Raw genomic sequence first — 26,477 nt, forward strand, 5'->3', positions numbered from 1 at the left:
AATAGGAACAGCGATTTTTTACCATAAGAAACTTGCATTCGAGAGCAATCTATGAGCTGCTTTATGTTACGGAACTCTTAACAACTGTAGCTAGCAAAAAAGAAGACCAGTTTGGTCTTCTCAGACATTAGCGATTAGCTGTTCGTCACCTCTTAGGGCTCACAAAAACTTAAAAGTTCAAAAGTCTTTAGCGTTATAGCTGATTTCAAACTATTCTAGCAAAGATTGCTGCTGATATATAGAATATCTAATTATCCATTTTATGCAGTAATTTATCTTTGAAATAATCAAAATAAGTCTTTTTATCAATGACAGTGACTGTCTTGCCTGTCATACCATACTTGATGAGTTTGCTATTTTTCTTAGAAACCTTTACTTTGGCAGTAACCTTAAAGAGATTTCCTTTTTTAGTAGTAGTTGCTGATGAAGCGACATTGTTAATTTTTCCTTCAATAACAACCTTGTCATTTCCCTTTTTTTCCAAGGAAAGACGAGCGGTTTGCCCCTTTTTCATAGAAACAACATCATCAGAAGAAGCATAATAGGTGATTAACACTTTTCTTGTTTTTTGAATATCAGGATAGATTTGAGCAATCTCGGTTTGCTTCGGAATAATATTGGCACCATCATATTTGGGATTGGTATGAATAATACCATCTTCTGAAGCAAAAATCGAAACCTTTTTTGTCTCATTTTCATCGTCAGAGCTGCTTTCCTTGTCTTTCGATTTCTTTTTCTTATCTTTGGAAGCTTTCTTGCTCTTAGACTTCTTCTTTTTCTTGCTCTTTTGGTGTTTTTTCTTTTCCTTCTCTTCTCGTTTTTGTCTTTCTTTTATAATATTCTTTTGTTCAGTCTGACGGTTTGGACTGGCATTTTCTGAATATTCAATTAAAACGTCTCCCTTCTCAACAGCTGCATTATTATCTAAATTATTTTTAATGATTGAACTGTCACTGTAAGATTGGATAACATCTACAACCTTTGTTGGTGCAACTTCACCAGTAGAAATCACTGTAATTTCTTTTTTAGCAAAACAAAGGAATATGACCAAGAAGATAATCAAGCAGACCAAAGGAACAATTAATAGTGTCGCAAAATTATGATAGCGTCTCCTATAAAATTCTGCACTTTGTAAAAATTTAGGATCCATGTTATCCCCTTTCTCAATTAAACAGGTTATAATAGAAACCTTGCTTAGCTAAAAGTTCCTTATGAGTGCCTTGTTCAACAATTTTTCCCTGATCCATGACAATGACTTCGTCAGTACGCTGTGAAATGCTTAAGCGGTGGGCAACAAAAATTATTGTTTTCTCCGTCATCTGTAAGAGATTGCTGATAATTTTCTTTTCTGTCAAAATATCAAGACTGCTGGTGGCTTCATCCAGAATCAAAACCGGTGCCTGTGTTAATAAGGCCCTAGCTAAAGCAATCCGCTGTTTTTGACCGCCAGAAATACCGGCACCATCTGATAACTCTGTCTGATAGCCCTGAGGCATTTGTTCAATGTCCGAGCGGATTTCAGCAATTTCACAAGCACGAATAATGTCTTCCTGACTCGTTCCTTCTTTAGCTCCTAAAACGAGATTATCCATAATAGAGCCACTAAAAACATAGGCCTGTTGCGGCAAATAGCTAATATGCCGCCGCAAAGCTGTCTTATCAATAACTTTTAAATCATTGCCATTGATTCGAACAATCCCCTTGTTAGGCTCGTAGAAATTGACAATCAGTTTAGCCAAAGTTGTTTTACCAGAACCACTGGCTCCAACTAGACTGACCTTGGAGCCTTTTTTGATTGATAAATTAATATCTGATAAGGTATCTCGCCCAAATCCATATTTATAAGAAAGATTTTCAAACGAAATATCACCATCTAAAAAGCTATTTTCTGATAAATCGCCGTCTTTTTCAAATTCAGATTCGACAAGATAGACCTCATTAAGGCGTGTATTGGCAACGCGAGCTGACTGCAGTTTGGATTGCAGATTGATAATATTTTCAATTGGATTTGAGAAATAAGACAGCAAAGCATTAAAGGTGATAAGCTGACCAACTGAGATTTTATTATCCATAACTAGACGAGAGCCATACCAGAGAATGACAACATTGAGGATAAGCTTAGCACCGCTTTTTAATGCGGTTTGAATGGCACTATACTTGTGTAGCTTAAAGTTTTTCTCCAAATAATCAACAAATTCACTATCAATGTTTTGATAACGAGCGGACTCACTTGTGAGTGATTTAATGGTTTCCATCCCATTGATATCTTCAATGATAGAAGAACTTACCACAGCATTGCTTTCCATCACTTCGTGATTCATTTTCTCAAAGGGTTTCAAGAAAGCAAAAATAATGATGGCATAAATCGGAATGGAGAGCAAGGTTAGAAAGAAAAGGTTATTGTTTTGCGCCAACAAAACCCCACCAACCAAAATTACCATAGTCATATCTAAAAAGATTGAAAAGATGGTTGACGCTACAGCATCAATAATCTGATTGGCATCTGTAAAACGAGACGTGATTTCTCCTGTTCGCCTTGTCGCAAAGAAAGACATAGGAAGCGTAAAAATATGTTTGATATAAGACAGGATAACATCAATGACTAAACGCAAACTGAGTACGGCCAAGAGGTATTCTTTTGCAAAAGCCATGACCTGCTGGATAATATAGGTTATTATCAGACCAATCGTAATCATTCCTAAAGTTGAAATCAGCTGATCAGGAATGTACTCGTCCAATATTCCTTGGAGATAGTATGATCCGACAATATCAATGAGCGTCACAATCAAGCTAGCTATGATAATATAAGTCATCAAAGCTTTCTGCTTAAAGATCAACGGGAAGAAATTAGACAAACCATTTTTTTCACCTTTATGAGGCTTATAGTTAGGCTGAGGAGCTAGGAAAATTGCAAGGCCTGTCCACTCTGATTGAAAGCGTTCCTTACTCATCCTAGTCACCTTAACTGAAGGATCAGGATCTCCAATAATCAGCTGATTATTCTGGCTGCCATAGACGACATAATAATGCTGCAGACGTTTTCCTTTAATCACATGGACGATAAAAGGATAGGTCAAATCATTATAATCAAAAAGCGTCATATCCGCCTTGATAGAGCGTGTTTCAAAGCCTAACTTTTTAGCAGCTTCAACAATGCCAAGAGCTGTTGTTCCCTGCTTGTTAGTCTTTGAGAGTTCCCGCAGATAAGCGATAGAGTAATTAGATCCGTAATGCTTTGCAACAGATGCCAGCACTGCCGGCCCACAGTCTCTGGTATCAATCTGAGGTACTAGCTTATAATGTCTGCGCCAAAACAACTTAGACTGCCCATCTGGTAAAGGATTAGATGACGAAACTGTCCCTCCCCTTTTTGTTACTCTTTTGATAATCTCTAAGAGAATGTTAACGGCTATGACGATTAAAACAACATAAATAACTTGTTTCATAAAAATAATCTTTCTTAGTTTATATTCAGAAAAATAACTCAAACTAGGTTGAGTTATTTTAAATAGAGTGAGTTGATCATCTCAACTCTTTAAGAGATTTTAACATTTTTAATGTTTAACCTTTTTTAATAATTTTGCACCATCAATCATAATGAGAGAATCCTTCTAATGTCATTGAATCCAAAGTTAACATATTCATAAACGTCTCCTTCTCTAATTCTCTAAACATTATCATTTTAACATTTTAAAACAGCATATACAATAATATTCCAGAACTTTAATACAGATGATAATAAAAAGAAAGAATCTTACAACTTTTCTGATAGCTATTATTTGTTAGCATTCCAAAATGATCTGACCCAAGCTAGATTGGAGTACTTAAGTAAAGTGAGTTGATCATCTCAACTCTTTAAGAGATTTTAACATTTTTAATGTTTAACCTTTTTTAATAGTTTTGCACCATCAATCACAATGAGAGAAAGTCCTTCTAAGGCCATTAACCCAACAAGAATGTACTTAAGGGGCCTTATCGGTGTGTCTACAGCCAGTAATCCCATTATTACAAAAACTGGAAGCAAACTATTCTGAAATATGCGTTTAATCATAGGCTATAACCAGCTCCTATAGTTTCAGTGAGGAGATAATTTAAAATTTTTATTGTTTTTTCCCTTCAACTTTTATTATGCTAAAAAAGCTGAAGATGCTCACAGCTGTGATAGCAATAAATACCAATGTTGCTATAATTTTTGAATAACACCATATAACGACAGCAGTGACTATCGCAAATAGAAACCAAGACAGCAAATAAATTATCTTTCGTGTTCGATTCGCCATCATATTGCTGTCAACTGAATCATTTACTTTGGGGTCGCTTTCATTATTCTTCTCTTGAGCTTTTGTCATACTAAAAAAACTGAAAACAGCCATAACTGTAATTATAGTAAATAGTAATATTGCTATGATTTTTGAATGCGACCACTCAACCAAAGCAAGGCCCGTGGCTAACAAAAGCCAAGACAGTAAAAAAATTATTCTTCGTGTTTTTTCATCTTTTATTATCATATTGGTGTATTCCAATCATTAACATTAATTAGCGCCATAATAAATAACTGCAGCACCTGCACAAACTTCAGCACCTAGATATAAGACAGCACCGACAGGAGTAGTGCATGCTAATCCTCCAAGGGCTGCAGTTCCCATAGCAAGATAAGAAGCAGCAACCCCTTTCACATCGAATCCTCCCTCAATACTAGCAAGATGATTCATATCTATTTCATCAAAATTCTCGAATGCCATTGTGTCCATCACCTATCGCTCCCATCGGACATCAACTTGTCAATCATGAGAGTCATCCAGAATTTCATAAACAGTTAATCAGTTATACTAGAGTGTCACCTAATTTACAATCAGTTTTTATTAAAAAATAACAAATATAAACCATAAAATGTTATGGCAATACACTCTAATACAAAGGCTCCAAAAGAAATCAACCTAATGATGGTGCCTTTACTGCAAGCAGCAATTAACGGACATATTATGCAGCTAATCATAAAAAGACGACTTAAGATATTCCACATTTTATTACTACCATCCATTTTTCCAGCCTTCAGCTATCCCTGTACCAAGCCACCTACGGCACCTGCAATAGTCCCAACTCCAATTAGCCAAGGGGCTGGGGGCTGCTTCTGCTGCCATAGGAGGAGAAACTTGCGCCAATGCAATGCTTGCTCCGAGGCCAGCTCCAAAGCCAGAAATGCCACCCACTACAGTTGACAAGGAGCCAAATACATTCAAACAGAAAAATAATAAAACAAGGGAGCTTATCAAATGAACTTTTACTATAGTGTAATATAAGCGGCAGTATCATAAAACCATCATATAACCAATAATTTGAACTTTTATTGATTAAGAATAAAATTAATAAATTGTATAATAGTTTCATCTTTTAGAACTAGGCTACTAAACTAGCACCACAAGTTATTAACTTGACTAAATTTAAATTTGAAAATACTTTTGCTTTCACTAATGCAAAAGATAATAAGCAAATAAAGCAAGCAAAATGATGACACATATAAATGAAATAATAATGTTTTTACTACGGTAAGAAATAAGTGCTAATACACAAAGAGCAAGTAACACTAAAATTGACTGAATTATGTGCATAAGCTAATATTACCTTTTCTAAATTTGTGCTGATATTTTAATGAATTCAATAACATACCTTATACCTAGAATAGACTAACATTCGTATTCCAAAAGAAAATACTATTGAAATTATTAAAGTTAACTCTACACCTACTTTAATAAGTATAGTACCAATTGAAGTCATACAACTGATTTCCAATATATAGAAATGATTCAAATAGATAACTAGAAGCTGTTAATTACCAGAAGCCTCCATCTCCCCATCCTTCTCTAGCACCAATATAAACACCTGCTACTGTAGTCAAGTCGAGAGTCCCAAGAGCTAGATACGGTCCTGCAACTGGAACTCTCCACAAAAATTGAGCTGGCTTGAAACCGGCTGTGAACCCTGTTCCAGCTCCTAAAACTCCACCAGCAATTGATCCAACAAAACCTGAGCCATCAATATCTACAAGGTAATCTTCTCCTGCTGTTTCAAAATGATCAAATGCCATTGAATCTAAAGTTACTGCATTCATAAAACTTCTCATCTTCTTAAGATTGCTGTCATTTTAACACTTTAAAATGACAAGTTCAATAATATTTTGATTTTTAACTTTGAATAGAAAAAAAGTAAAAGTGAATATAGATTTTCTGATAATTATTATTTCATTAGTATTTCAAAATATTGTCTATCCTATATTTAAAGAGAAATATGATTGAAATCATTAATATAAAAGGTACACTATCTAAAAGATTCATGTAAGAACATGAAATCATCCTTTTTTATTTTTCCAATAATCTCTTAGCAGTTGCATCAGTTTGAAAAAATCTTTCCAGCAAAAAATGATAACTAACATCGTTCCTATTAGATATATAGTGGAAACAAAATCTCTTATACTTGGAAAGATGGCATACAGCATAAGACAAATAGGTATAGCCAGCATATAAGTATAACTAACAATGATAGATTTCTTTGAAAACATAAAATTTTCCTTTCAATTATGAGAAATAAAATGACTGTAACTAAAATGGAAGTTTCTCATAATCAGTAACAGCACCGGTGAATCCTCCACCAACGGCTCCACATACTCCACCAAAGGTTGCACCTATAGCTAAACCAGCAAGATAAGCAACAGGAACTCAACAGGAACTGCCTCTGAACCTGCTAAGGAGCCGACAATTTATTTTCGATTTCTATTCACATATTTTTACTCAAATAGCCTAATTCTTATAAGAATTAGGCTATTGATTCATTTTAACAGTCTCTCTCATATTACTTATGAGAGATGTTTACTTTTCCAATAAAATATTAATACTAAAATATTCTCTATCATAAATATCATGAATACAATCAGTTTAATATTTTTAATTGGTAATAATAAGGAAATGAGCAATAAGATAGGATAACTAAAGAGAACAGCTCTTCCTAATTTCGGTGACAACATATGGTAGTCCTCCTGATAAAGCTTAAATCCAAGGTCCCCAAGTATTAACACCAGCACCCGCAATAGTCCCAACTCCAATTAGCCAAAGGGCTGCTTCTGCTGCCATAGGAGGAGAAACTCGCGCCAATGCAATGCTTGCTCCTATGCCGACCATAATAGATATAGTTGCGTATGTTTTACTCACTCGTAAAGGCTTAGATTTGCTTACACACCTTCAAACATTTTTAATGTTTAACCCTTTTTAATAGTTTTGCGCCATCAATCATAATGAAAGAAAGTCCTTCTAAGGCCATTAAACCAACAAGAATGTACTTAAGGGGTCTTATCGATGTGTATACAGCCAGTAATCCCATTATTACAAAAACTGGAAGCAAACTATTCTGAAATATGCGTTTAATCATAGACTATAACCAGCTGCAAAACCAGCTCCTCCATATATAAGATCTTGGCCAACTCCATCAACTAAGGCACCAATTATTGTACCATATCCAGGCTCTATTGCAGTTCCTACTCCAGCTCCTTGGACAACTCCATGGGCAAAACCACCTGCAAAACCAACAAGCCCAAGACAGATACCAAGACCTAGTCCTTCTCCTTCGATTTCAGTAAGGTAATCTTCTCCTGCTGTTTCAAAATGATCAAATGCCATTGAATCTAAAGTTACTGTGTTTATAAAACTTCTCTTCTTCTTAATATTGCTGTCATTTTAACACGTTAAAATGACAGGTGCAATAATATTTCAAAATTTTAATATCTGTGACATCCGGTTGAAAAGTATAGGAAATTTTTCTGTTAAATTAGAATTGCTTAATAGTGACCGTCGTTTTTGTAAAATCTTGACTAACATTAATAAGAGGAACATATTTTTTATAAATGAAGCCTTTATCTTTTATAATTGTGTTTCTCCATGCTTTCTAAAATTCTTTTCACTTTATTAATCTGACACAGATTTATTCACAAAAAAGGAAAAGGGTGTTTTGTTCATTGATCTCTCTGAAAGTAAAAAAGACAAACCTCGAAAAGTTTGTCTTCAATCTGAAACAATCATTCATCTTTTTCTTAATGACTATCGTCTTTTTGCCCATAGTAAGCATTCTTTCCATGCTTACGGAGATAATGTTTATCTTTGAGTGCTTGCGGTACCTCTTCCACTTCTGGATTGATACTTTCTGTGTATCTCGCCATGCGAGCTGCTTCTTCCAAGACAACTGCATTGTATACAGCTGATTTTTCGTCTTTTCCCCAAGCAAATGGTCCGTGATTGCGGACAGTGACACCAGAAACATCTAAAGGGTCAAGACCGCGTTTTTTAAATTCTTCAATGATAACTTTTCCGGTTTCTTTTTCATATTCACCATTGATTTCTTCCGGAGTCAAAGCACGCGCACATGGAATTGCCCCGTAGAAGGTATCTGCATGTGTTGTTCCGTAACAAGGAATATCACGGCCGGCCTGTGCCCAAGACACGCCTTCCGTTGAGTGTGTATGGACAATACCGCCAACTTCCGGGAAAGCTTTGTACAATTCGACATGCGTTGGCAAATCTGATGAAGGATTCAAGTCTCCTTCAAGGATATTTCCATCAAGATCTGTAATGACCATATTTTCCGCCGATAATTTGTCATAAGCAACTCCAGATGGTTTAATGGCAATATAGCCACCTTCGCGGTCAATAGCTGAGACATTTCCCCAAGTAAACTTAACCAGACCATGTTCTGGCAGTTCCATATTAGCTTTGTAGACGCGTTCGCGCAGTTCAGGTACTAACATATTTAGCGTAACCCCGCTTTCTCAATTAAAGGATAGAGGAAATCTTGTGCTTCTTTAATGGCTGCACGCGTTTCTTCTACCGTTTCACAATTTTCAGACCACATTTCAATTAAAAATGGGCCATTATAATTTGTTTTCTTCAAAACATCAAACATGGCTTCCCAATCTACACAGCCCTGACCAAATGGCACATCACGAAATTGACCTTTTGAACTTTCTGTGACGGCATAAGTATCTTTTAAGTGAAGGGCTGCGATAGATTTGTGCCCAATGTAGAATTCACTCCAAAGATCATTGCCCCAAGCTGAGACATTTCCTGCATCAGGATAAACAAAGAGGTAAGGAGAGTCAATTTCTTTTTCGACAGCTAGATATTTTTCAATCGAATTGATGAAAGGATCATCCATGATTTCAATTGATAAGATAACTTGCGCTTCTTCAGCCCAAGTACAGGCCTGACGTAAATTTTTAAGGAAGCGTGCACGTGTTTTAGGAGACTTCTCTTCGTAGTAAACATCGTAGCCAGCCAGCTGGATATTACGAATACCAATGTCCTGTGCAAACTCGATACATTTTTCCATCATTTCAAGAGCACGCGCTTCTTTTTCAGAATCGTTGGATCCCAGTGGATAACGGCGATGTCCGCTAAAAGTAATGGTGGGAATCCGCACACCTGTCTCAAAAATAGCTTTAACCAATTCTAGACGTTCTTTCTTGGACCAATCCAAACGTGCCAAACGTTCGTCGCTCTCATCAATGGACAACTCGACAAAATCAAAACCAAGTTCCTTGGCAAAGTTGAGGCGTTCCAACCAAGTAAAGTGTTTAGGTGTTGCCTTTTCATAAATACCAATTGGACGTGCCATAAGCTCTACCCCCAGATCCGTTTGATTTCGTCTTTAAATGCACGTGCTGCCCCAGCAGGATTTTTCGCCTCAGTGATCCCACGTCCTGCGATAAAGGTGAAAACATCAACTCCTTCAAAGAGTTTCAAGGTGTCAACACTAAGACCACCGGTTACTGAAACACGAAAACCCATTTCAATAAGTTTTTTAACCTTGTTAAGGTCTTTTTCTCCCCAAGTTTCACCTGCAAGCAGAGCATCGCGTGATTGGTGATAGATCGCTTGTGAAATACCGGCATCTAACCACTGTTGAGCCTGATCATAGGTCCAATCACCATAGAGTTCAACCTGAATCTCACCTTTATCAGGATTAATGTCTTCAATAGCTTTACGGGCTGCTTTCATGGTTGGAATAGTAGCTGAACAGATACAGGTCATCCAGTCAGCGCCACGCACAGCATTATTTTTAGCAACTGTACCGCCAGCATCAGCACACTTTGTATCGGCAACGATGATTTTATCTGGAAAAAGACTGCGTAAGACTTCTACCAATTCGCTGCCAACTTGAAGGAGACAGACAGTTCCTGCTTCTATAACATCTACTTCATTTCCTACAGAAACCGCTGCTGTAATAGCGCCTTTCAAGTTAGAATGGTCCAGTGCAACCTGTAAATTTGGCAATTGTTTTGTCATTTATATCTCCTTCTTTCTACGTACTAACTCATTTCTTCTCATGAATCAAGGTCAAGCCCCTCAAGATAGGGACTGCTTTTAGATTCTTCTACCATAGCAAGCACTTCTTCTGGCGTTTTGCAATTAACAAGGCGTTCAATGGAATGATCTAATTCAAAAAGTGCAATGATTTGGGGAATAGCTACTGATGTATGAATTTTTGAACTAGTCGCTGCAAGAGCAAGGAGAACTTGAACTTCTTTGCCATCTGTAAAGGTAACAGGCTCTGTCAATGTCACTAATGAAAAGGCATCGCGCTGTACGCCTGCTTCTGGACGAGCATGAGGCATAGCCATACCCGGCATTAAGATATAATAAGGTCCATAACTTTCAGTTGACTCAATAATAGCATTATAGTATTCAGGTTTTACTGCACCGCTTTCAATAAGAGGGGTGACAGACAGTTTAACAGCTTCTTTCCAATCTTTGGCTGTTAACCCTAATCGGATTGAATGATTTTCTTTAAAGGCTTGTGCTAAGTTCATCGTATCCTTCCTTTCTTAAAAACTATAGGTGCCTTCAGCAAAATTGAAGACACCCACTACGCTTTTTATTTCAATGCTTCTTCCAATTTTGTCTTAATTTCATTATCATCCATTAAATTATCAAGACCAATTAATTTACCATTCGTACGGCCGTCCAATTCATGAATGAGGTGGTTCGAAGCGACAACAATATCATAATTTGAAGCTAAACCTTTGGCTTCGCCAACTGAACATGATGCTGATTCAATATCCGATACACCTAATTGACGCAAAGCATTTTCAACCTTCATTTTAATAACCATTGATGAGCCCATGCCATTTCCGCATGCTGTAAGAACTTTAACCATAATTTTCCTCCTATAAATGATCGTGCCTATTATAACACAATGATAGGCTAAATTCATATTAGCTGATTATTCTGCTTGAGCATCTCCACGATAGTAGGCTTCCTTATCTTTTGCTTTAGCAAATTGAATTTGCGGGATAGCAAGTAAGAAGACTGCCACAAGAGCATAACCGATAACTCCTGCATATTTGAAAAGATAAGCAAATGGCACCCATGGAATTTCAAAGTCAATGTTGCCATGATAACCGCCAAATCCTGCCAGACCTAGAAGAGCAACTGCAACTGCACCAAGTGCCACTTGAAGCACACCTGATAAGAATGACAGAACAACTGCTGCTTTCCAACCTCCGCGTTTGTCGGCATAAACAGCAATCGCAGCATTATCAAAGAATACTGGAACGAAACCTGTGATAATCAAGACTGGATTCTTAAAGACAATCAATAACACGATTGTAATTAACTGTCCAATAAGTCCAGTTGCAAAACCAAAGAGGACTGCACTAGGTGATCCAAAACCATAGGACGCCGCAACGTCAACTGCTGGGAAAGAACCAGGGAGAAGTTTGTTAGAGATACCTTGGAAAGCATTGGTCAGTTCACCGACAAACATCCGCACACCTTGCATCAAGACAAAAAGATAAACAGAAAAAGTAAAGGCCGTTTGAACAACGTACATAAAGAAGGCTTGTTTGGTTGGATCAAACAGGGTACCCGTTGTAATCACCTTTGGATTAGACATAATATCCGGACCAAGGATAGCCAAGATAGCACCAAAGAAGACGAGCATCAAGGTTGCTGAGGCAACAACTGTATCATGGAAGATATTTAAGAAAGCTGGCAATTTCAAGTTGTCCAAATTTTCTTCTTTTTTACCAAGTTTTGGAGCAATCTTATCCGTAAACCAAATAGCAAATTGCTGTTGGTGTCCGATAGCAAAACCACCGCCGCCAGTTAAGCGCTGTGTTGGCTCAACAGTCATATTAGAACTAACCGCCCAATAAAGACCACAGATGATCCCTACAGCTAAAGTTCCCCAGAACTGATTGCGAAAAGCTGGAATTAAAAGGATAACCATCAAGGTAACTGTCGCAGCTTGTTGTACCATGATGTGACCTGTAATGAACAAGGTACGAATTTTAGTAATCTTACGAAGGGCAACCAGAAGAATATTGAAGAAGAAGCCAATCAAGAGTGCTGTTGTTGCTGTACCAATAAATCTAGGGAACTCTTGAGCAATCTTTTCATTTGCTGCTGTCAGTCCAAAATATGGGTCAATAACCGCCGCACCAATTTTGAATTTATAATTAAGTGCTGCTAAAATGGGACGAAAGGTTGTCACTAGACCGCCAGCACCAACATCCAGAATCATATATCCAACAGTTGCCTTAATGAAACCAGCAAATACATCGTGTAATGGTTTTTTGAGGAGCAAGTATCCAATTAATACTAAGATACCTACAAAAAAGGCCGGTTTTTGCAAAATATTTTGCGAGAACCAAGTTAGAATATTAATAAGAATATTCATATGTTTTCCTCTTTTCTAAAAAGATTTGAAGTTTTTTTATAGTTTTATTATAATTCTTGAAAATGCTAACAACAAGACCAATAATCACACATACAAGTGTTCACAATTGGACTATAATTTTCTGCTTTTTAAATGAGTCGAAATTTAGAAGATATTCTTAATTTTTATCCAATTAAATTTTAAACATTAAAAGAAAGCTTCTTGGAATTCAACATAGAAGGAATTTTATTTGCAGTTATACAAATGGTTAAAATCGCACCAAATGAAAAAGAAGTCACACAAGCAACTTCTTTTTTATAGCATAAAAATTATTAACTTTACAATCCCCAGACACTTTCCAAAATATTAGTCTGATCACGATCTGGACCAACCGAGAAAGTAGAAATACGAACACCAACTAATTCACTTACACGGCGGACATAATTACGAGCATTTTCAGGAAGATCTTCTAAACTGCGAACCCCTGTAATATCTTCAGACCAGCCCGGCAATTCTTCATAAATAGGTTTACAGCGTTTGAGTTGTTCGAGACTGGCAGGGTAGTGATCAATCCGTTTTCCATCCAAATCATAGGCTACACAGATTTTTACGATATCAAGACCTGAAAGTACATCAATACAGTTAAGAGATAAATTGGTAATGCCTGATACACGGCGGCTGTGACGCATAACAACTGAGTCAAACCAACCAACTCGACGCGGACGCCCTGTTGTTGTCCCGTATTCATGCCCAACTTCACGAATGCGCTCTCCCGTTTGGTCAAAAAGTTCTGTGGGGAAAGGACCATCACCTACACGGCTGGTATAGGCTTTGCAGACACCAACAACCTTATTGATTTTACTTGGTCCAACACCAGATCCGATGGTAACGCCACCTGCAACTGGATTTGATGAAGTTACAAATGGATAGGTTCCTTGGTCAATATCAAGCATAACTCCTTGAGCTCCTTCAAAGAGAACCCGTCTCCCTTTATCAAGAGCCTTATTTAGGATAACAGAGGTATCAGTGACATAATCTTTAATCTTTTGACCATAAGCATAGTACTCATCAAAAATAGTATCAAAGGCTACTGGAGCCGACTCATACATTTTTTCAAAAAGGCGATTTTTTTCTGCCAAATTTGCTTTTAGACGTTCTGCAAAAATGTCCTTATCAAGCAAGTCAGCAATCCGAATACCAACGCGTGCAGCCTTATCCATATAGGCAGGGCCGATTCCTTTATTAGTAGTCCCGATTTTATTATCCCCCTTGGACGCTTCTTGTAATTGGTCAAGTTTAATATGATAAGGCAAAATAATATGGGCACGATCAGAAATACGAAGATTATCTGTTGCAACACCTTCTTGATGAAGATAATCTAATTCTTCAACCAATGATTTGGGATTGACAACCATCCCATTACCAATAACAGAAACCTTTTCAGGAAAGAAAATTCCTGACGGAATTAAATGCAGTTTAAATTTTTTCCCATCAATAACAATGGTATGCCCTGCATTATCTCCGCCCTGATAACGTGCAATCACTTCTGCATCAGCAGATAAAAAATCGGTAATTTTTCCTTTACCTTCATCTCCCCACTGGGTTCCAACAACAACAACTGAAGTCATAATTCTTGATACTGAGCTGTCAATAAACAGCTCCACATCCTTTCTCAATAGACATGGCAGGAGTTTCACCCGCAAGAATATCTTACTTATAAAGTATATGAAATTTCCGACTATTTTTCAAGAAACGTAGCAAAGAATTGTCAGAAGGAGGGAATTTATTGTACACTATTACTATCTACAATGAAGCGAGGCAGCCTATGCACATCAATCAATTATTACAGCATGCAAATTCTGACTTACCCCTTCTTCAAGCTAATTTTGGTTTAGAAAGAGAAAGTCTCCGTATCAATAAAACAGACCACCGGCTAGCTCAGACACCTCATCCAACAGTACTGGGTTCTCGCCAGTTTCATCCTTATATTCAAACAGATTACAGTGAGTCTCAGATGGAACTAATCACGCCTGTCGCTCATTCCAGCAAGGAAGTCCTTCGTTTTTTAGGGGCTATTACTGATGTTGCAGAGCGCAGTATTGACCAAAACCAATACCTTTGGCCTTTGTCTATGCCACCTCAAATTACAGAAGACGAAATTGAAATTGCCCAGTTAGAAGATGACTTTGAATTTTCCTATCGTCAGTATTTAGATAAAAAATATGGAAAAATCCTGCAATCTATATCTGGCATTCATTATAACATGGAGCTAGGTGCTGATTTAATGAATGAACTTTTTGAACTTAGCGGTTATCAGTCTTTCATTGACTTTAAAAATGACCTCTACTTAAAAGTGGCTCAGAATTTCTTAAACTATCGTTGGTTCCTGACCTACCTTTATGGGGCTAGTCCCTTGGCTGAAAAAGGATTTTTAAATGAAGAGCTCAGCCAAACTGTTCGCTCAATCCGAAACAGTCATTTAGGCTATGTCAATACTGATGATGTCAAGGTTCCTTTCGACAGTCTCGAAAATTATATCTCAAGTATTGAGCATTATGTTAAAAGCGGTGCTCTATCAGCTGAAAAAGAATTCTATTCAGCTGTTCGTTTGCGTGGCAGTAAGCATAATCGTGACTATCTTACTAAAGGAATCACTTATTTAGAATTTCGCTGTTTTGATCTTAATCCCTTCAATAATCGCGGCATTACGCAAGAAACCATTGACAGTGTCCATCTCTTTATCTTGGCCATGCTCTGGCTTGACACACCAAAAAAACTGAATCAAGCACTTGATAAGGCTCAAAAACTTAATGATAAAATTGCATTAAGCCATCCTCTGAAAAAATTACCAAAGGAGAACTCTGCTTCCCTTATTATAGAAGCAATGGAAGCCTTAATTAAACACTTTAAATTACCAAGTTACTATGATGATTTACTAATTGCTATCAAAAAACAAGTTGAAAATCCTAAGTTAACTCTAAGCGGCCGTCTTTTTGAGCATATTAAGCATGCCTCATTGGAGCATTTTGGACAGAAAAAAGGGCAAAATTATCATAATTACGCTTGGCAAGATTATTATGCCCTCAAGGGCTATGAAAACATGGAATTGTCAACACAAATGCTGCTTTTTGATACCATCCAAAAAGGAATTCATTTTGAAATTTTAGATGAAAATGATCAATTTCTCAAACTGTGGCATAATGACCATATTGAATATGTCAAAAATGGCAACATGACTTCTAAAGATAACTACGTTATCCCCCTAGCCATGGCCAATAAAGTGGTGACTAAAAAAATACTAAGAGAAAACGGCTACCCTGTCCCAGCAGGAGCTGAATTTGACAATAAAGACGAGGCCCTCCGCTATTATTCCCAAATCAAAAATAAACCTATTGTTGTTAAACCTAAGACAACCAATTTCGGACTTGGGATTTCTATTTTTGAAACAGCAGCCAGTCACAATGATTACGAAAAAGCACTTGACATTGCCTTTATTGAAGACTATTCGGTCCTTGTGGAAGAATTTATACCAGGAACAGAATACCGTTTCTTCATTCTGGACGGTAAATGTGAGGCTGTTCTCTTGCGGGTTGCGGCCAACGTCGTTGGAGACGGCCATAGTACTGTTCGGCAGCTCGTGGCACAAAAAAATAGGGATCCTCTTCGTGGTCGGGAGCATCGCTCTCCACTTGAAATCATTGATCTCGGTGATATTGAATTACTGATGCTGCAGCAAGAAGGTTATACCCCAGAAGACATCTTACCAAAGGGCAAGAAGGTGAATCTTCGTGGTAATTCCAATATCTCAACTGGCGGCGATTCGATTGATGTGACAGAAACCATGGATCCTAGCTACAAAAAACTAGCAGCTAATATGGCGACAGCAATGGGAGCTTGGGTTTGTGGGGTGGATTTGATCATTCCAGATACCAACTTAAAAGCCAGCAAGGGAAAGCCAAACTGTACCTGCATTGAGCTCAATTTCAATCCATCCATGTATATGCATACCTATTGCTACCAAGGACCGGGACAAGTTATCACAGGCAAAATTCTAGCCAAGCTCTTTCCTGAAATAAGCACCAAGATATAATTATTATTGCATAGGCTTCCTTTCATTTTTACACTGTAAGAGGCTGGAACAGATACGCATGATTGCTGTCCCAGCCTCATTTTTTTATTTTTCATCCAAATGTAAACTTACATTTGGGTGGATTTTTTAAATGATGGTCAAATGTAAACTTACATTTAGCTGATTTTTTTGATAATACCAAATGTAATATTCAAAGATTTCCCTGATTCCATTAATTCTGAGACTAGTATATTAAAGAGTGAGACAGATAGCAAGATTGCTGCGCAATTATCATTTGAAGAATAAAGCAAAAGAGGAGTAAGACTAGAACTAACAAAGCCAGTTCCAGTCTTACTCCCAACCACTGCATCAAACTATTTTATAAAAGACTCGTTCGAAAACCTATTTCCCATCTACTTGATTGACTTCTTTTTTGTCAGTTAGTCTTCAATGGTCGACAGGCCAGAATAGTTTGTTTCCAAACATCATCTTAATTAGCCGTAATTTGTGTGCCACTTCCTTCTGAAATAACATTTGCTATATTTTCTAAAGAAGTAATAATGGCTTTTCCACTGGGATGTGCTTCAACAAAGGCAATTGCTGCTTCTACTTTTGGTAGCATGCTACCTGCTGCAAATTGTTGTTGATCCTTCCATGCTTTTAGCTGACTTGCTGTTACTTTTTCTAATTTTTCTTGATTAGGTTGACCATAATGAATATAAACATGATCAACACCAGTCAAAATAATAAATAAATCAGCTTTGATTTTTTCGGCCAATAATTGACTGGCAAAATCTTTATCAATAACAGCTTCCACACCCATTAATTCTTTTGTTTTAGGGTCTTCAATAACCGGAATGCCACCGCCACCTGCTGTAATAACAACAGCTCCTGTATTAAGCAAAGATTTTATCGTTGCTATTTCCTGAATGGCAATTGGCTTGGGAGAAGCAACTACTTTTCGCCAACCTCTGCCTGCATCTACTTTATAAGTAGCACCAGTCATCTTTTCTTGCAAATAGGCTTCTTCCTCACTAAGAAAAGGACCGATGGGTTTACTGGGATGGTCAAAAGCGGGATCTTCAGCTGATACAAGTACTTCTGTTACCATAGACACAACTTCCTTATCAATGGATTGTTTCCTTAACTCATTGATTAAGGCATTTTGTAACCAATAACTAATGGAACCTTCTGTCATGGCCACTAGGGTATCCAAGGGAAGCGCTGGATTGTCATAAGAATCAGCAGCTGTTTGTTGCAATAACAGATTACCTACCTGCGGACCATTCCCATGAGTAATGACTAAATCATCACCATTTTTAATGAATTGGACCAGATATTTGGCAGTCTGAGCCAATGCTGCCTGCTGTGCTTTGGCAGAAGCATCTCTAGACAAAATTGCATTTCCCCCTAATGCAATGACAATTTTTCTTTTTGCCATACATTTTCTCCATTTTCACTGATTAATTAGTTTAAGTTGCAGGTTGCTGTTGTGTAATACAGTGAATATTGCCACCACCGTAAGCAATTTCTTCTGTTCTCACACCAACGACTTTTCTATCTGGAAACATTTCCTGTACCTGCTGTTTAGCTAGTTGATCATTTTCATCCCCATACTGCGGTAAAATAATCCCTCCATTAACAATCAAGAAATTCAAATAAGAGGCAATCGCCATTTCTCCTTCTTCACGTGGAATACTGCCTTCAACATAGTCAATGGTTGCAGCTTCCTGCAGATAACAGGGTTCCTTGGTCACGCACATTTTATGAACCTTTAAAGGACGTCCCTTGGCATCTGTCTGTTGAGACAAGAAGTCATAAGCTGCTTTAGCTTCCTGATAAAAAGGATGTTCCTTATCATCTGTATAGATGCAGGCAACTTCCCCCGGACGAATAAAGCAGGCAACATCATCAATATGACCATTCGTTTCATAAGGATCAATGCCATCCTTGACCCAAAGAACCTTTTCACAATTAAGATAGTCCTTCAATTTATCTTCAATATCTTCTTTGGTCAGATGCGGATTACGACTAGGATGTAACAGACACATTTCTGTTACCAAAACGGTTCCTTCGCCATCCACATGGATAGAACCTCCTTCAAGAACAAAATCTTTCGTTTTGTAAGAATCCACACCTTCTATTTCACAAACCTTACGTGCTACTAAAGCATCTTGGTCCCAAGGAAAATAAAGACCATCGACTAAGCCTCCCCAGGCATTGAATTCCCAATCAACCGCACGCAAATCTCCTTTGTCATTCACCAGAAATGTTGGACCACAGTCACGAATCCAAGCATCATCATTGGTCATTTCAATAATTCGAATATTATGACTACCCAATTCTGATACGCGAGCCAAAGCATTTTCATATTGCAGTGGCGGAACACAAAGAGAGACAGGCTCGAACTCACTAATAGCCTCAGCTACTTCTAAAAAAGCCTTTTGAGCAGGTTTAGCTCCCAACCGCCAATTATCATTGCGCCAAGGCCAAAGCATCCAAATTTGTTTTTGTTTTTCAAATTCACCTGGCATTCTAAAGCCATCTTGTTTTGGAGTTGTATTTTTAATACGTTTTGCCATTTTCTTACCTCATTTCTTTATTTTTTTGATGATAATAATAAGTTCACCTATCCCTATAAAAATAAGAGAACCAATTGTTATTGGTAATTTTGAAGCTAAAGTTTCAGAATCAAAAGCCAGTGGTAGAGCAGTAAAAATCAAGGAAATGATAATTAAAATCATTGGTAAAATAACAAGTAATCTCAAAAAACTATCATTGCCACTAACCTTAAAAGGACGCGGTGTATCCGGATCTATTTTTCTCAACTTGAAAAATGCTGGAAATACAGGAACATAAGACAATAAAAACATGACTAAGTTTAAGGAGAAGAAAGCCCAGAATAAATCTTGATTGGGCAAAAATGGGGCAATAACAACCACAATGCTAGCAACAATACCATTAGCAAGAGCAGCACCAATTGGCATATCTCTTTTGCGACTTCTTTTAGCAAAAAATTGGGGCATGTCTCCATTTTCTGCAGCATAAGAAGCTGTATTATTAACACCGAGAGACCAAGAAATCATATTGCCAAACAAGGTCAATAAAAATAGAAAAGCCATGGTCATGATAAACCAACCGCCCGTTGAGCCTGTTAATAATTTAAAACTATCCATCATACCACTGCTGGTTGAAATCTTATCCGTTGGAATTGAGACGCCAATACCAAAAGCAGAAAAAATATAGATAGCTGCAATTACCAGACCTGCAACAATAATAGATTGAGGAATTTGCTTTTTAGGATTTTCCATATCTCCTGCAAAAGTACAAATAACCTCAAAACCGAGCAGGTTAAAAATAATAACTGAAATATAAGAGAGACTGTTCAGATTAAAAGAAGGCAACAGTGACTTTAAGGTCATTTCATTTGCCATGCCCTTGGTCAGGGCCACATAAAGGCCCAAGCCACCAACAAGTAAGGCCAATAACATTTTAATGACAGCTGCACCATTTAAAATCCAAATACTATCACTCACGGGATAAAAACTAATCCAAATAACCAGCCAAATAAAAATGAGTTCAACAATAATAGCTGTAACAGTTGAAAAGTTGTGTCCAGTAACTGTTGTTAATAAACCCGGTGTCATAACTGCCAGAGAAGCTAGCCAGAGTGGAAAATTAATCCAATAATACCAAGCCACTCGAGAGCCCCATTTATGACCAAAAGCCTTGGTCACCCAATCATAGATACCACCATCACCAATATAAGTTGTTCCCAATTCAGATGAAATCAAACCATAAGGTAGAAGAAAGGCAATTAATAAAAAGAGCCACCAAAAGAATTGAGAATTCCCAATAGCAGCTACCGGAGCAGCCGCTTCAGCAACAAAGACGACACAAATAACAGAAAGTACTGCACTAAATAAACTAAATTTTTTCTTTCCTTCCATAGGTATCTTCCTTTCTTTTAAATAGGGAAGTTAGGAGTTTAGGACAGACATGATTGCGTATCAAGCATGGTAGTCTGTCCCATTCTCACATAATTACCTATTCCGGCTTCAAAAAAGTTTCTAATTCTTCCTTAGCCTTTTCCTGCTTCACTAAATCATAAGGATTCTTTTCCCTATAATCCCTTAAAAGATAAACGAGCAATCCTCTAATGGAAGTCAAACGATTTTCTGCTTCGTCAAAGCAAATAGAATGAGGACCGTCCATCACTTCATCTGTAATCTCTTCACCACGAGTTGCTGGCAAGCAATGCATGAATTTGCAGTCCGCACCAGCTTTAGCCATCATTTGACTATCGACTTGATATTTAGGGAAGAAAATTTGCATCCGTTCTTCCTCAGATAATTCTGCTTCGTATAGACCATACCAAACATCTGTATAAAGGAAATCAGCACCTTCAATGGCATCTTCATTATCAGTTACAGTGTATTTTCCACCAGATCGTTCACAAATTTTATCTAACTTTTCCTTATGCATGTCGTTTAATTGAAATCCTTTAGGTCCAAAGTGAACAAATTCCATTCCCATTTTAGTCGTTATTAGAGCAAGAGAAAAACAAACCTGTGTCGCATCTCCAACAAAGACAACTTTGCAATCTTCTAACTTTTTACCAGCTGGCAAATGTTCTATCATTGTACAGAGATCTCCAAGTTCCTGAGTTGGATGATTATAATCAGACATCCCGTTAATAACTGGAATAGAAGCACATCTAGCCAAGTCTACTACACTTTGGTGACGTTCAACACGGGCCATTAAGATATCATCCAATCGGGAAAGAACAGTTGACGTATCCTCAATCGTTTCATGACCTCCAAGCTGAATTTGTCCCGGTGCTAAATATTGTGCATGACCTCCAAGTTGGCTCATGGCTGTTTCAAAGGAAACACGTGTTCGTGTTGAGGTTTGTTGAAAAATCATCCCTAAACTTTTGTGTTCCAATAAGGGGGGATAGTAGCCATTTTTGATACAGGCCTTGATTTTTAAAGATAAATCTACCAATTTTAGCAATTCTTCTTTAGAAAAATCCTCTGTCGTAATATAATCTGTTTTTTTCATCATAGAAGCCTCCTCTATTTTTTTCATTTCCATCATATTTTTTTAAAGGGCAGTTTACTATAAACTTTGAGCTGTAAACGATTACAAACAAAGGTTTAGCTAACTAAACCTTATGAAATAAACCGTTTTTAAAAAATAAACCCAAGGTTTAGGCCTTTTTTACAAAGCCTTTTCAATAAAAGTTTATTTGAATGATATAATTACTATAGATATTAAAGAGAAATTAAAGGAGGGTTCTTCCATGAAAATTGAACTCATCTATATCTATAATCTATTATTAATGATGCTTTATGCCATTACCATGGCCTTTTCTGTAAGCTTCTTTATAAGAGAAAAAAATAAAAAAAAGAAGACACTTTACTTAGTCACTTCTCTTTATCTGCTCTTTTTTATCTTAGATAATTCTGTTATTTCAATGACTGAAATTATTTCAAGTTTTGCTTCCAATTACAACAGTTCCTTTCAAGGAACTTCTTTCATTAAAACAACTGTTTTTCTCGTTAACAACTTTTGTCAGTTATGGATTGTTCATTATTTAAGTAAACGGAAAATGCCTTGGTGGGAATACCTCATCTTACTAGCTATTTTTCTCTTTATGCTCTTACCATCACTACCATCACTGCCCAATACAGCTACAAAGGTATACCTCTATTACCTACCAAATCAATTGCTTCTGTTTTATACAGGCTTGATAGCCTTTTTCAATAGTAAGAAGGAAAATGTAAGCAAGTTAGGTAAAAAATATTTAAAATTAATCGCTTTGCTAGCTATGATTGCCAGTGTTGCTATTTTAATTGAGGACACTTTTGTTATTTTCACTGTTGATCAATACAGTATTTTTAATACAAAAATTATGAATCGAAATGTTTCAGAAGATCTCTTTTCCATCATTGCCTGCTGGCTTCTTCTTTATTATTTTTTAAAAGATTATCCTCTCTTGGAAAAAAGAAACCAAGCTTTACAAACAAAGGCTTTATCTAAAGATGCTATTCAAGACTTTTTTGACTATTACCACTTGACAGAACGAGAACAAGACATTTGCCAACTTTTGCTGGAACATAAACAAAATCAAGAGATTGCTAAGGAACTTTACCTCTCTGTTGGCACAGTAAAAACTCACATTCACAATATTTATATCAAGATGGCCATCAATAAACGAGAACAATTCTTTTCCTTGTACAAAGACTATTTTGCAGAACACCCGTAAATTGGAAATATTCCTAAACTGACAAGATAAAATATCCTTTGCTTCTTTTGACATTAGACTTGTTGGAGAAGTTATTCTTATTTATTGATTGACTTCTTTTTTGCCAGTTAGCTTTCGGTGGATAGCATCGTCATTAAAATTGTGTGCAAGAAAAAATACCTCTTTCAAGGCATTTTCGTCTTATCTTATTACTTGTTAAAATAAAATTTTCAATGACTAGTCACCAAATACTTTGAAACGTTCTTGGTCTGCCATGAATTCTTTCTCACCAGCAGATGCTTCAATTGAACCAAAAGGTATTTGTGCACGCAATTTCCAGTTAGCTGGTAAATCATATTTTTCAGCAACTTGAGCATCAACAAGCGGATTGTAGTGCTGAACACTCATACCAATATTTTGTTCAGCTAGTGCTAACCAAATAGCATAAAGAGCAATACCGTGTGCTTGTTCAGACCAAGGCTGGAAATTCTCCGCATAAAGCGGAAAGTTTTCTTCTAAATTTCTGACAACAGCTTGATCTTCAAATAGCAGAATGGTTCCAACTCCAGCAGCAAAACTTTCCAACTTCGCTTTTGTCCCTGCAAAGGCTTCTGCTGGTGTGACTTTTTCTAATTCACTGTAAGCAATTTTATTCCAAAAATCTTGAGAGTCCTGCCCAAAAAGAACGAGAGCACGACTGGTTTGCGAATTAAAAGCTGACGGCGCCTGCTTAATGGCATTTTGAATTAATGCAACTAATTCAGCCTTTGATAAATCAACAGTTTTGCCTAAGGCATAGATACTGCGACGTTGTTTTTGTAAATCTAAAAAATTTGACATAAATAATTACCTCCATTGTCATTATGCTAATATAATAACATTACTACTAATTAGTGACAAATGTTTTGCTTATTTTATTAAAAATTCTAAAATAAATGAAACAAATAGTAAGTATGATTCCCAAAAGGTTTCATACTCAATAAAAAACAAAAAATAAACTAGACAAATTATGAGCACGTTTTATCTTATTATTAACATTTACAAAGAAACAAAAAGCAGACGCCAATAACTTTCACTAAACCACATATAATGATTTCTCTTATGTATTATCTCAAAAGTCAATAATAAACGATTTTATTTATGAGATAATGCTAGCTTAGTAAAAAAGAGTGAACCGACAAAATCGAAATCGCAATTCATTACAATTACCAATTTTGGCTCACTCTTCATGTAAGAATAATTTCTGCTGTAGTAAAAAGAATATTGACAGGTTCCTTAACCACTCAAAAAAGTTAGGAATACAAATTCTAAAAGTTACGATACCATCAAACATAAAAAACAAATGATTATTAGGATTAAAATGGTCTGATATTAAATATCACTTAAAAACAAGAAAACACGCTGTATCAAATGAATTAATTCAGCTATTTCAAAAATGAGATTTTGTCATTAGTACAGTTAAAATAGGGCTTTCAGCTCAGCTTTATTTTTTCTTATAGGCTTTTGCCTCTTCTTCTGTTGATAAAACAAAATGCCCCGGTGTAATTTCTCTCATTTCTCGTTCCTGCCCATCTAACTCATCAACTGGGTCATAAACTTTATGAATACGTTGACGTTCTAAAACTGGATCGGGTTCAGGAACAGCTGATAAGAGACTTTGAGTATAAGGATGAATGGGGTGATGGTAAACCTCATCAGATGTCCCAATTTCCACAATTTTTCCCCAATGCATCACACCAATGCGATCCGAAATATACTTAACCATTGATAAATCATGAGCAATGAACAGGTACGTTAGTCCCTGTTCATGCTGCAGTTTTTGCATGAGATTAACAACCTGAGCTTGGATAGAGACATCCAAAGCAGAGATGGGCTCATCAGCAATAATGAATTTAGGCTCAACCGCCAAAGCACGAGCAATCCCAATCCGTTGACGCTGACCGCCTGAAAATTCATGCGGATAACGTGTTAAATGATCCTTATTTAACCCAACCAGATCCAGTAAATCCTGAACTTTTGCGTCACGGTCTGCCTTATTTTTAACCAATTTATGAACATCAAGTCCTTCAGCAATAATATCCCTAACTTTCATGCGACTATTCAAGCTGGCTTGAGGATCTTGGAAAATCATTTGCGCTTTCTTACGAAAATTAAACAATGATTTTCCCTTTAATTTTGAAATCGTTTCACCTTCGAAATCAATTTCTCCTTTATCAATATTGTAAAGTTTTAAAATAGCACGGCCAATTGTCGTCTTACCTGAGCCAGATTCCCCAACAAGTCCAAAAACTTCTCCTTCATAGATATCAAAGCTGACATTATCTATTGCTTTTACTTGGTTGGCTTTTCCTTTATTGAATGTCAAAGAAACATTTTTGACTTCAACTAGTTTTTTACGATTTTCAGTCATTATGCTTTTCTCCCTGTAAGCTCTTCCATTTTTCCCAACGCTGCAAAATTCTTTCCGGCGGAGTAATCTTAGGAGCACGATCATCTAACAGCCAAGTAGCAGCATAATGTGAATCACTAACTTTAAAAAATGGCGGCTCCTCCTTAAGATCAATATCAAGAGCGAATTCATTTCTTGGAGCAAAAGCATCTCCTTGAGGGGGCTGCAACAAGTCAGGCGGTGTTCCGGGAATTGAATGCAAACTGCCTGAAGCTGTATTAGTTGTAGGCATCGAATTGAGAAGCCCCCAAGTGTAGGGATGCTGTGGGTTGTAGAAAACCTCATCTACTGTACCATATTCCACAATCTTGCCTGCATACATAACAGCAACACGGTCTGCCATACCTGCAACGACACCCAAATCATGAGTGATAAAGATAATGGAAGAGTCAGTATTCTTTTGGATTTCTTTCATTAAATGAAGAATTTGTGCTTGAATGGTAACATCAAGAGCCGTCGTTGGTTCATCTGCAATAAGGATTTCAGGATTAGTTGCCAAAGCAATAGCTATGACAGCGCGCTGGCGCATACCGCCTGACCACTGATGAGGATAATCGTTGATGTGTTCTTGCGCATTGGGAATACCAACCTTTTCCATCATGTCAAGAGCCCGCTTGAGAGCTTCTTTTTTAGTTACTTTTTCATGCTTGATAATAGGTTCAGCAATTTGAAGGCCAATACGCATGGTTGGATCCAAACTTGTCATAGGATCTTGGAAAATCATGGAAATATCATTTCCGCGAATATGAACCCAGTCTTCTTCCTTCAAATCATTTAGATTGCGTCCCTTAAACTCAATATCTCCGAAAATCTCAGCATTCTTTGCTGACAACCCCATTAAAGTTCGTGTGGTTACCGACTTTCCAGAACCAGATTCGCCAACAATAGCCAGTGTTTCCCCTTTTTCTAAATAAAAACTAACATCGCGAATAGCTTTTACTTCACCTGCATAGGTATGAAAATTGACATGGAGGTTATTGACTTGTAAAATTTTTTCCTTACTCATATTT

General features: G+C 37.0%; 25 protein-coding genes. 2 read left to right on the plus strand and 23 right to left on the minus strand.

The features are described 5' to 3' along the window. Window positions 1–247: 247 nt before the first annotated feature. From FNL60_RS09035 to FNL60_RS09125, 16 genes are all read right to left on the minus strand, one after another. Entirely contained in the window at window positions 248–1,150 is a 903-nt protein-coding gene (locus tag FNL60_RS09035) for an HlyD family efflux transporter periplasmic adaptor subunit (RefSeq protein WP_002263524.1), read from the minus strand. Window positions 1,151–1,163: 13 nt separating this feature from the next. After that, a complete protein-coding gene (locus FNL60_RS09040) occupies window positions 1,164–3,446 on the minus strand; it encodes a peptide cleavage/export ABC transporter (protein WP_002263523.1) in 2,283 nt (760 codons plus the stop codon). Window positions 3,447–3,874: 428 nt separating this feature from the next. Next, window positions 3,875–4,051 (minus strand): hypothetical protein, encoded by a 177-nt coding sequence (locus tag FNL60_RS09045; RefSeq protein ID WP_002309972.1) that lies wholly within the window; start codon window positions 4,049–4,051, stop codon window positions 3,875–3,877. Window positions 4,052–4,100: 49 nt separating this feature from the next. After that, on the minus strand, window positions 4,101–4,508 hold the full coding sequence (locus FNL60_RS09050; protein WP_002280431.1) for a hypothetical protein: 408 nt from the start codon (window positions 4,506–4,508) through the stop codon (window positions 4,101–4,103). Window positions 4,509–4,532: 24 nt separating this feature from the next. Then, window positions 4,533–4,751: a Blp family class II bacteriocin gene (locus FNL60_RS09055; protein WP_002278706.1), complete on the minus strand. Its 219-nt coding sequence runs from the start codon at window positions 4,749–4,751 to the stop codon at window positions 4,533–4,535. 1,079 nt (window positions 4,752–5,830) lie between these two features. Then, entirely contained in the window at window positions 5,831–6,109 is a 279-nt protein-coding gene (locus tag FNL60_RS09065; protein ID WP_002264456.1) for a hypothetical protein, read from the minus strand. 237 nt (window positions 6,110–6,346) lie between these two features. Continuing rightward, entirely contained in the window at window positions 6,347–6,556 is a 210-nt protein-coding gene (locus FNL60_RS09070) for a hypothetical protein (RefSeq protein ID WP_002263944.1), read from the minus strand. A gap of 484 nt (window positions 6,557–7,040) precedes the next feature. Next, the gene (locus FNL60_RS09075; RefSeq protein ID WP_162470319.1) at window positions 7,041–7,202 is read right to left on the minus strand and encodes a hypothetical protein; all 162 of its coding nucleotides are present in this window, start codon (window positions 7,200–7,202) and stop codon (window positions 7,041–7,043) included. 213 nt (window positions 7,203–7,415) lie between these two features. Further along, window positions 7,416–7,691: a hypothetical protein gene (locus FNL60_RS09085; RefSeq protein WP_025983783.1), complete on the minus strand. Its 276-nt coding sequence runs from the start codon at window positions 7,689–7,691 to the stop codon at window positions 7,416–7,418. Between the two features lie 386 nt (window positions 7,692–8,077). Beyond that, on the minus strand, window positions 8,078–8,788 hold the full coding sequence (locus FNL60_RS09095) for an L-ribulose-5-phosphate 4-epimerase (RefSeq protein ID WP_002267005.1): 711 nt from the start codon (window positions 8,786–8,788) through the stop codon (window positions 8,078–8,080). Between the two features lie 2 nt (window positions 8,789–8,790). Next, on the minus strand, window positions 8,791–9,654 hold the full coding sequence (locus tag FNL60_RS09100) for an L-ribulose-5-phosphate 3-epimerase (RefSeq protein WP_002263995.1): 864 nt from the start codon (window positions 9,652–9,654) through the stop codon (window positions 8,791–8,793). Between the two features lie 5 nt (window positions 9,655–9,659). Next, window positions 9,660–10,325 carry a 3-keto-L-gulonate-6-phosphate decarboxylase UlaD gene (locus FNL60_RS09105; RefSeq protein ID WP_002262724.1) on the minus strand — a complete coding sequence of 222 codons (666 nt, stop codon included), beginning with the start codon at window positions 10,323–10,325 and terminating at the stop codon, window positions 9,660–9,662. Window positions 10,326–10,363: 38 nt separating this feature from the next. Then, entirely contained in the window at window positions 10,364–10,849 is a 486-nt protein-coding gene (locus FNL60_RS09110; protein ID WP_002262725.1) for a PTS sugar transporter subunit IIA, read from the minus strand. 65 nt (window positions 10,850–10,914) lie between these two features. Continuing rightward, a complete protein-coding gene (locus FNL60_RS09115; RefSeq protein WP_002262726.1) occupies window positions 10,915–11,196 on the minus strand; it encodes a PTS sugar transporter subunit IIB in 282 nt (93 codons plus the stop codon). Between the two features lie 66 nt (window positions 11,197–11,262). Further along, a complete protein-coding gene (locus FNL60_RS09120) occupies window positions 11,263–12,720 on the minus strand; it encodes a PTS ascorbate transporter subunit IIC (protein ID WP_002262727.1) in 1,458 nt (485 codons plus the stop codon). A 317-nt stretch (window positions 12,721–13,037) separates the two neighbouring features. Then, window positions 13,038–14,327 (minus strand): adenylosuccinate synthase, encoded by a 1,290-nt coding sequence (locus FNL60_RS09125; RefSeq protein WP_002267835.1) that lies wholly within the window; start codon window positions 14,325–14,327, stop codon window positions 13,038–13,040. Between the two features lie 158 nt (window positions 14,328–14,485). Between FNL60_RS09125 and gshAB the strand changes: the two genes are divergently transcribed. Beyond that, window positions 14,486–16,789, plus strand: coding sequence for a bifunctional glutamate--cysteine ligase GshA/glutathione synthetase GshB (gene gshAB / locus FNL60_RS09130; RefSeq protein ID WP_018110182.1), 2,304 nt, complete (start codon window positions 14,486–14,488; stop codon window positions 16,787–16,789). 469 nt (window positions 16,790–17,258) lie between these two features. On the opposite strand, the gene arcC is transcribed toward gshAB, so the two are convergent. The 4 genes from arcC to ptcA all read right to left on the minus strand — a co-directional run bounded on the left by arcC (window position 17,259) and on the right by ptcA (window position 21,835). Continuing rightward, on the minus strand, window positions 17,259–18,209 hold the full coding sequence (gene arcC, locus FNL60_RS09135; protein ID WP_002262730.1) for a carbamate kinase: 951 nt from the start codon (window positions 18,207–18,209) through the stop codon (window positions 17,259–17,261). Window positions 18,210–18,240: 31 nt separating this feature from the next. Continuing rightward, the gene (gene aguA, locus FNL60_RS09140; RefSeq protein WP_002270783.1) at window positions 18,241–19,350 is read right to left on the minus strand and encodes an agmatine deiminase; all 1,110 of its coding nucleotides are present in this window, start codon (window positions 19,348–19,350) and stop codon (window positions 18,241–18,243) included. A gap of 9 nt (window positions 19,351–19,359) precedes the next feature. Then, on the minus strand, window positions 19,360–20,718 hold the full coding sequence (locus tag FNL60_RS09145) for an APC family permease (protein ID WP_002262732.1): 1,359 nt from the start codon (window positions 20,716–20,718) through the stop codon (window positions 19,360–19,362). A 97-nt stretch (window positions 20,719–20,815) separates the two neighbouring features. After that, window positions 20,816–21,835 carry a putrescine carbamoyltransferase gene (ptcA, locus tag FNL60_RS09150; protein ID WP_002282737.1) on the minus strand — a complete coding sequence of 340 codons (1,020 nt, stop codon included), beginning with the start codon at window positions 21,833–21,835 and terminating at the stop codon, window positions 20,816–20,818. A gap of 238 nt (window positions 21,836–22,073) precedes the next feature. Between ptcA and FNL60_RS09155 the strand changes: the two genes are divergently transcribed. Then, window positions 22,074–23,039, plus strand: a complete 966-nt coding sequence (locus FNL60_RS09155) for a helix-turn-helix transcriptional regulator (RefSeq protein WP_002263993.1) — start codon at window positions 22,074–22,076, stop codon at window positions 23,037–23,039. Between the two features lie 216 nt (window positions 23,040–23,255). Here FNL60_RS09155 and FNL60_RS09160 read toward each other — a convergent pair whose 3' ends face one another. From FNL60_RS09160 to FNL60_RS09170, 3 genes are all read right to left on the minus strand, one after another. After that, window positions 23,256–23,858, minus strand: a complete 603-nt coding sequence (locus FNL60_RS09160) for a nitroreductase family protein (RefSeq protein WP_002269742.1) — start codon at window positions 23,856–23,858, stop codon at window positions 23,256–23,258. Window positions 23,859–24,501: 643 nt separating this feature from the next. Then, complete coding sequence (locus FNL60_RS09165; RefSeq protein WP_002280001.1) at window positions 24,502–25,428, minus strand: ABC transporter ATP-binding protein; 927 nt, start codon at window positions 25,426–25,428, stop codon at window positions 24,502–24,504. After that, window positions 25,421–26,473 carry an ABC transporter ATP-binding protein gene (locus FNL60_RS09170; RefSeq protein ID WP_002268461.1) on the minus strand — a complete coding sequence of 351 codons (1,053 nt, stop codon included), beginning with the start codon at window positions 26,471–26,473 and terminating at the stop codon, window positions 25,421–25,423. The genes FNL60_RS09165 and FNL60_RS09170 overlap by 8 nt, the downstream gene beginning before the upstream one ends. Window positions 26,474–26,477 lie beyond the last annotated feature (4 nt).

This window comes from Streptococcus mutans (assembly GCF_006739205.1).
GTDB lineage: Bacteria > Bacillota > Bacilli > Lactobacillales > Streptococcaceae > Streptococcus > Streptococcus mutans.

Excerpts from the sequence above, each read along its gene's own strand:
- FNL60_RS09100 (WP_002263995.1), bottom strand. The coding sequence starts at position 9,654 with ATGGCACGTCCAATTGGTATTTATGAAAAGGCAACACCTAAACACTTT.
- FNL60_RS09115 (WP_002262726.1), bottom strand. The coding sequence starts at position 11,196 with ATGGTTAAAGTTCTTACAGCATGCGGAAATGGCATGGGCTCATCAATG.
- FNL60_RS09045 (WP_002309972.1), bottom strand. The coding sequence starts at position 4,051 with ATGATTAAACGCATATTTCAGAATAGTTTGCTTCCAGTTTTTGTAATA.
- FNL60_RS09105 (WP_002262724.1), bottom strand. The coding sequence starts at position 10,325 with ATGACAAAACAATTGCCAAATTTACAGGTTGCACTGGACCATTCTAAC.
- FNL60_RS09110 (WP_002262725.1), bottom strand. The coding sequence starts at position 10,849 with ATGAACTTAGCACAAGCCTTTAAAGAAAATCATTCAATCCGATTAGGG.
- arcC (WP_002262730.1), bottom strand. The coding sequence starts at position 18,209 with ATGGCAAAAAGAAAAATTGTCATTGCATTAGGGGGAAATGCAATTTTG.
- FNL60_RS09170 (WP_002268461.1), bottom strand. The coding sequence starts at position 26,473 with ATGAGTAAGGAAAAAATTTTACAAGTCAATAACCTCCATGTCAATTTT.
- FNL60_RS09125 (WP_002267835.1), bottom strand. The coding sequence starts at position 14,327 with ATGACTTCAGTTGTTGTTGTTGGAACCCAGTGGGGAGATGAAGGTAAA.
- FNL60_RS09035 (WP_002263524.1), bottom strand. The coding sequence starts at position 1,150 with ATGGATCCTAAATTTTTACAAAGTGCAGAATTTTATAGGAGACGCTAT.
- FNL60_RS09145 (WP_002262732.1), bottom strand. The coding sequence starts at position 20,718 with ATGGAAGGAAAGAAAAAATTTAGTTTATTTAGTGCAGTACTTTCTGTT.
- ptcA (WP_002282737.1), bottom strand. The coding sequence starts at position 21,835 with ATGATGAAAAAAACAGATTATATTACGACAGAGGATTTTTCTAAAGAA.
- FNL60_RS09065 (WP_002264456.1), bottom strand. The coding sequence starts at position 6,109 with ATGAATGCAGTAACTTTAGATTCAATGGCATTTGATCATTTTGAAACA.
- FNL60_RS09155 (WP_002263993.1), top strand. The coding sequence starts at position 22,074 with ATGAAAATTGAACTCATCTATATCTATAATCTATTATTAATGATGCTT.
- aguA (WP_002270783.1), bottom strand. The coding sequence starts at position 19,350 with ATGGCAAAACGTATTAAAAATACAACTCCAAAACAAGATGGCTTTAGA.
- FNL60_RS09120 (WP_002262727.1), bottom strand. The coding sequence starts at position 12,720 with ATGAATATTCTTATTAATATTCTAACTTGGTTCTCGCAAAATATTTTG.
- FNL60_RS09055 (WP_002278706.1), bottom strand. The coding sequence starts at position 4,751 with ATGGACACAATGGCATTCGAGAATTTTGATGAAATAGATATGAATCAT.
- FNL60_RS09160 (WP_002269742.1), bottom strand. The coding sequence starts at position 23,858 with ATGTCAAATTTTTTAGATTTACAAAAACAACGTCGCAGTATCTATGCC.
- FNL60_RS09095 (WP_002267005.1), bottom strand. The coding sequence starts at position 8,788 with ATGTTAGTACCTGAACTGCGCGAACGCGTCTACAAAGCTAATATGGAA.
- FNL60_RS09050 (WP_002280431.1), bottom strand. The coding sequence starts at position 4,508 with ATGATAATAAAAGATGAAAAAACACGAAGAATAATTTTTTTACTGTCT.
- FNL60_RS09040 (WP_002263523.1), bottom strand. The coding sequence starts at position 3,446 with ATGAAACAAGTTATTTATGTTGTTTTAATCGTCATAGCCGTTAACATT.
- FNL60_RS09165 (WP_002280001.1), bottom strand. The coding sequence starts at position 25,428 with ATGACTGAAAATCGTAAAAAACTAGTTGAAGTCAAAAATGTTTCTTTG.
- FNL60_RS09070 (WP_002263944.1), bottom strand. The coding sequence starts at position 6,556 with ATGTTTTCAAAGAAATCTATCATTGTTAGTTATACTTATATGCTGGCT.